Raw genomic sequence first — 5,994 nt, forward strand, 5'->3', positions numbered from 1 at the left:
TAGTTTTCTTGCTCCAATAGGAGACACAGCGAATTTTTGAATGATCGGCTCTCTCTCGGTAGCGTTCAGTGATTTCTGTGACCTCTCGAAACAGGCTATCCTCCATGAGAGTCGGTTGCCAACCTAATGATTGCAGATGGTCGTTCTTAACCACTAGATCATTCTTTTCCGCCTCATTTCGAGGATTTTGCACATAACTGATTTCACATCCCGTGATTGACTGGATGCACTTTGCTAGCTCTGAAAGGCTACAGGTTTCAGACATTTGATTCAGGATAGCCGGACGGCTGCCAAGAGGCGGAGGTGCCAAAAGCGCATATTCAATGCACTTACACGTATCTGAGATGTGAATAAACGCTCTTGTTTGCCCCCCAGTTCCATGAATAGTGAGCGGTAGACCAACTGCCGCTTGCATTAGAAAACGATTTAGAACCGTTCCATAGTCGCCGTCATAATCGAACCTATTAATCAGCCGTTCATCTAAACTGGTATGTTGAGTTTGAGTACCCCAAACAATTCCCTGATGAAGGTCGGTGATGCGCAGCTTGTCATTTTTTGCATAATACTGAAACATCTGAGCATCCATAGTTTTAGTCATATGGTACACAGAGCCGGGATTTGGTGGATAGACAATAGAGTCCGTTATTTGGCGGTTGTCAGATGTATTGATCTGAACATCAAGATATCCTTCGGGAATTGGAATTGGTTCGTCGTGGCCATATCCATAGACCCCCATGGTACCTAAGTGCACCAAGTGGATATCCTGCTGGACCTCTACAATTGCATTCAAAATATTGTGAGTGCCACATATATTGTTGGTGATTGTGTAGTTTTTTGAGTAGCAGTTTTTCATTGAGTAAGGCGCTGCGCGTTGCTCAGCGAAATGCACAATACTGTCGGGCTTTTCATTTCTTAACAAGCTTATTAGCTTGTCAAATTCATGAGCAATATCAATTTCTATGAACTGAATGATGTGTCCGGTAAGCTCAAACCAGGCATGGACTCGTTCATTGATGGTACGAATTGGGGTAAGGGATCCAACGTTTAATTCAATATCGATACGCCTGCGAGATAAATTGTCTATGATTATAACATTATGCCCAAGGTTACTTAGATGAAGGGCTGTAGGCCAACCGCAAAAGCCATCTCCTCCCAACAAAAGTATCTTCACTATTCAAGTCTCCAATGGGTGATCTTTAAAACGACTTAGCATTTCATGTACTTAATTATAATGGTTGCATTCATTATACAATACACATGATATTCACGTTCTAAAAGACGTGTCTAACTAATCGCAATATCTCATTTACCTAGTGCTTTAATAAAAGAAATATTAGGTTGGTGATATGCTTGATATCACGAGGACATTAATGTCAGTCAAAGTGCCCACCCGCTTAGATAAATTTGAGTTAGGGAAACAAGCTGCTCTTGATGGCGACCTAGATAAAGCCAGAGAGTATCTGCATCCTTTAGCTGAAGCCGCTCCATATCACCCGGCTGCTTTCTTTCTATGCCAGATCGAGTCGAAAAAAGGCATACTCAATAACTGTGAGAAATATTGTCTGACTTTTCTAGCTAAGCATCCTCAGCATGCAGGCATGCGGACGATTTCAGCGTTGCTTCAGATTGCAAAAGGAGACCTCAATCAAGCAGAAAATGAATTAAAAATTGCGTTGAACACCAACCCCAAGCATAATCGGGCTCTGAAAGTGCGCCAACAGGTGGGATGGTTGCGAAAGCAAGGAGAAGCTCGTGATGCTCTTGAAGTTCTCGATTCGAAACACCTCTCCAAACTTTCGCGGCTCAAAGCAGGTCGGCAATTAAAAAAAATCACGCCAGCCGATGATTGGGATAATCACGAACTACAGGCTAAAATAGCTTTTTTTCATAATAGTGGTGACATGCGGCGAGCCCTCAGGAATTTCGACCCAGAGTTAATCGAGAAGGCTGTTGAACTTGGGTATTGCACTTGGCCTAAGAAAATCCAGAACTATGTTAAAGGCAAGAACATCTTAGATGTCGGTTGTGGTTTTGGCGGGTATGCGTTTGGTTATCTGTGTGCTGGCGCTCGGAGCTATACTGGGATCGATCCTGCAATGTTGCTTGAGGAAAAACGAATGCGCAACAAGCGCATACGGCAATGGGTAGAAGTTCCAAAAACCGCAAAAGAAATCGCGAATGCTATTGAAGACATTGAATTACTTCAAACATCAACAAGTGATTTAGTTGGCCAAAACACCTACGATATTGTCTGCCTGCATAATGTCACGGAGCACCTGACAGATATAAGAAGCGTATTTGCTGATATATCCAAATTAGTAAATAAGAATGGTAAGCTCATCTTTCTTCATCATAATTTTTATGGATGGAGTGGACATCACATGGCACCTCATAACCCCTCTGTATTAGATACCAGTAACCCCGAGCATAAAAAATTCTTTGACTGGAATCACATCAGCATCCTCAAGGAGTTACCAGAAGATCATTATCTATATACCAACCTTAACCGCATTCGCATTTCAGAACTGCGAGAATTAACTCAGGAGTTTTTCGATATAAAAATTTGGGACCATCGCTCCTCTCCAGATAGTGTGTTGCAGCGCATGACTCCTGAAATTACTAAGAAAGTAGAGGGTATTTTACCCGATATTACGACGAATGAACTGGAAACCAATGCGGTTTTTTGTGTTGCTGGAGCGCGTTAGTTGATCCAAGCGGAAGTGCAAAAACTCCGCCATATTAATGTCAGGGGTTAACATCATGATCGACTTTGCGATCAAAAATGCTGTAGTTTCTCATGGGTGTTATCTCCATCCAAGTATCTCATTTCTTGGATTAGGTTTGCCTGAGAATGTGCTCACAGCATCTGGCATGCTCTCTGTTGCTGAGCGGAAAATGCTCTATAATTTAGCATTAAAAAGCTACTCAGCGCATGGGGCGGTCATTGACGCCGGGAGCTTTATGGGATCATCCGTGGTTTCTCTTGCTCAAGGCCTTCGCGATAATCCTAAATCTCAGCAGTTTTTGTCGCCCTTGGGCTTTAACACAAAACCAATTAGCAGCTACGAACTCGGTTATCTACCAAAACCGCGAAATGGCTCCGACATTGTGAGAAAGTTTGGAGATGTCGAATATCGTTTTGGGGATTCATTCCTTGGAATTCTCAAAGAAAGTATTGCACCCTATGAAGAGCTTATCGAACTATACGCAGGCGACTTTTGTGACTTTGAATGGAGCGGCACACCTATCGAACTCTGCTTCGTTGATCTTTGTAAAACGCCTAATCTAAACAGACACGTATCTAGCCAATTCTTACCAAATCTTATCGAAGATGCCTCCTTCTTTGTGAACCAGGATTTTTTCTTTGACCGACTTCCTTGGATCAAAGTTACAATGGGTTACCTTCACGACTATTTTGAATGGTATGGACAAGTGTTCACCAGCTCGATTTACCGAAGCAAGAAAAAGATACCAAAAGAAGTTGCAGAGTTTGATCCCTTCACGGAAGCAAGCTTGGATGAGTGTCTTAGATTCCACGATATACATGCGAGCGCCCACCTAAAAGATGCTGATAAATTTAGAATGGGGCTTTCGAGGTCATATTTGATTGCGATGAAAGGTAAAACTGCACATGCACTTGATTACTTAAAATATGTCGAAGAAGAGTTCAGCCATATTCTGGATGATGAGGCTACAAATGACCGAGGCAACAATTTTAGGTTTAAAAGAGCATTTAGGCAGATTGAGAGAGAAGTTGTTTAGTTGCTTGATATTATTTCAAATGAATGAGCATTGTCTGCATTAAATGGCAAGTTGGATGTTAGCGTTGTATAGGGCTATTCCCTAACCAAGCGAATGTTCGTAATGGCAAAGCTACATGTTGCACCTGCGAACTCTCCCTCTGTTAGACGCAGTGTCGAGCGTCAGCAAAGGCTCGCAAACCGATCTGACGTCTTACTCAGGTAATCGCATAGAGCTATGAAGGGCTTCCCGCTAAGCTACTGAGAATGCCTTCCATGTAGATAGCATCAACTCTTGATAGAAACGCTCTAATGGCCGGTTATGGCCCGAATTTCTAAACTTTCCTGACGTGTAGCAGCGTGACCATTGCAGACATTCATCTGTTTTAGGGCGACGCAGTCAAAGCATTCTTACTATTTCTGATTGTTGTCGTTGCAGATAGATTTTTGGATGGGAAGCAGCAGTTGGCCTAAGCCAACTGCTGCTCGTGGGAGATCAATCAACGATGTTCTTCTGGAACCCAATCTGCAGGCGCTGAGTTCCAGAATCTATTTGGATTATCTTCATCCAAACCTCGAATGTGCACAGTTCGCAAACACGCTTCAACAAATACAACCGGCTCTTCATACGGGTGTGCAGAATAGATGGCTTCAACAACCCGAGCCACCAGTGCATCATCGTCTAAAACAAAGAACGAAAGCTCCATACAAGGCACTTCTACGACAGTTTCAGTCGTAGTGTTTCGACCGCTACCCAGTGATCTGAATTGCTGTACTCCCAATGCCGTTTTAAATGTGACGCTGTCGTAATCGCCATATTTGAGCGAGGTTTCTTTTAGAACGTACTCCACAACTGTCTGTGCGTTTTGATCCGGAATTTGAGTCGTAATCCGAAAGCCGCGCTCTGGGGTGAACCGTTCAGTGGTAAGATTAGGAAGAGTCATATCATTCTCCGGTTGCTCCTCACTCGGAGTATCTGACTTTCAAATGTATGTGTGATCAAACGGTTCGCTAGCGGGCGAACTGTTAAGGATAATCAGTGCGGTTGATGAGGTCCCGTGGAATGCCGAAATCGCGTTCAAATATCTCGTATCCAAGTGCAGTTATTGAAAGTTCTCTGCTTCCCGTGCGTCGTTCAAGCCAGTTAATTTTCAAGGCTTTTTCCATAAGCGCTGTCGCCAACGGCCCAGATATATGCTGCCTACGCTCTGTCCAATCGAGGCACAGCTTCACGGCAGGTTTTTGAGATGTACTTTGGTTTGGTACATCGACTTCCAATTTGCGGAAAAACGCCTCACCTGCGACGCTAAGTACAGCGACTTCACCCTGTATACGCAATAAGCCCAGAGCAACTAGGCGGTTGGTGATCAAAACTCCCAGCCTACCTGCAATGTGGTTATAGCAACTGCGGGCTCGCATGATATTCGCTTCGGGCAGCTTTCGATTTCTAGCGCGGTATAGGTGATCCGTAGGGGATAGGCCTGCCAAGACCTCAAGCACGCCTGCGACGTCTTCACTTGCAATTCGGTGGTAGATGCAACGACCACTACGAATACAAGATGTTAATCCAGCCGCTTGAAGTTGTTTGAGATGCACACTCGCGGTTTGAGCGGAAATCTCGGCAGCGCAAGCCAACTCCTTATTGGTAAACGCGCGCCCATCCATCATTTCGCAAAGGATGCGAGTGCGGCTTGCGTCTGCAAGCGCTGCACCTATGATGTCAAGTCTGGGTTCTGCTGTCATAATAGGACATTACCACCAGAATGTTGCTGAAGCGAGAGGAGACGGTCAGTTGGTGAACTACTGGTTCAGGTCACAAAGGGCTCAAACTTGAGGTCGGCCTTATTCAGTTTTCTGCTGATGCCCTTCGTTCAAAGAGTAGCCTCGTGTGCATCCTGTTTTTCGTACCATCTCGAATGTCCGCAAACCGCAATCCGTTTCTTACGCCTCCACAACGTGGTGCTTGTTGCCTTCGCCAGTAAGTTCAATGGTTTCAGCTAGAAATTAAAGACAAACTCAAACTCAGGATGTTCAAAGGTAGTGCGAATTTCCGCAAATGGTTAGTTGAGTAACTCCAGATCGCCCATAAGAGTTACTGTAGAAGCCTTCGGGTGAGCGTATCTCAACCCATGATGGAATCGCTTCAATGGCCGCTCCTCTAATCGGGCGCTGAGGTCAAGCTCTTTTTTCCTTTCCGATCGGATCTAATCCATCTCCGGGTCACGCTTCTCTTCGCAGTCTGGGTCGCTCTTCG

General features: G+C 44.5%; 5 protein-coding genes. 2 read left to right on the forward strand and 3 right to left on the reverse strand.

The window, feature by feature from the left end; genetic code table 11:
* Positions 1 to 1,171, reverse strand: a 1,171-nt coding sequence (locus PPL9_RS10710) for an NAD-dependent epimerase/dehydratase family protein (protein WP_082596731.1), incomplete at its 3' end; no start/stop codon positions are given.
* Positions 1,172 to 1,370: 199 nt separating this feature from the next.
* Here PPL9_RS10710 and PPL9_RS10715 point away from each other — a divergent pair.
* Entirely contained in the window at positions 1,371 to 2,705 is a 1,335-nt protein-coding gene (locus PPL9_RS10715) for a class I SAM-dependent methyltransferase (RefSeq protein ID WP_057462703.1), read from the forward strand.
* A gap of 55 nt (positions 2,706 to 2,760) precedes the next feature.
* Positions 2,761 to 3,762 (forward strand): hypothetical protein, encoded by a 1,002-nt coding sequence (locus PPL9_RS10720; RefSeq protein WP_057462699.1) that lies wholly within the window; start codon positions 2,761 to 2,763, stop codon positions 3,760 to 3,762.
* Between the two features lie 478 nt (positions 3,763 to 4,240).
* Here the strand turns inward: PPL9_RS10720 and PPL9_RS10725 are convergent, their stop codons facing one another.
* Both PPL9_RS10725 and PPL9_RS10730 read right to left on the reverse strand, forming a co-directional pair.
* Positions 4,241 to 4,684: a hypothetical protein gene (locus PPL9_RS10725; RefSeq protein WP_057462700.1), complete on the reverse strand. Its 444-nt coding sequence runs from the start codon at positions 4,682 to 4,684 to the stop codon at positions 4,241 to 4,243.
* A gap of 82 nt (positions 4,685 to 4,766) precedes the next feature.
* Complete coding sequence (locus PPL9_RS10730) at positions 4,767 to 5,483, reverse strand: ArsR family transcriptional regulator (protein WP_057462701.1); 717 nt, start codon at positions 5,481 to 5,483, stop codon at positions 4,767 to 4,769.
* Positions 5,484 to 5,994 lie beyond the last annotated feature (511 nt).

Origin of the sequence: Pseudovibrio sp. POLY-S9 (assembly GCF_001431305.1) — a bacterium.
Taxonomy (GTDB): domain Bacteria; phylum Pseudomonadota; class Alphaproteobacteria; order Rhizobiales; family Stappiaceae; genus Pseudovibrio.

Coding starts and splice junctions, on each gene's coding strand:
- PPL9_RS10730 (WP_057462701.1), bottom strand. CDS start 5,483: ATGACAGCAGAACCCAGACTTGACATCATAGGTGCAGCGCTTGCAGAC.
- PPL9_RS10725 (WP_057462700.1), bottom strand. CDS start 4,684: ATGACTCTTCCTAATCTTACCACTGAACGGTTCACCCCAGAGCGCGGC.
- PPL9_RS10720 (WP_057462699.1), top strand. CDS start 2,761: ATGATCGACTTTGCGATCAAAAATGCTGTAGTTTCTCATGGGTGTTAT.
- PPL9_RS10715 (WP_057462703.1), top strand. CDS start 1,371: ATGTCAGTCAAAGTGCCCACCCGCTTAGATAAATTTGAGTTAGGGAAA.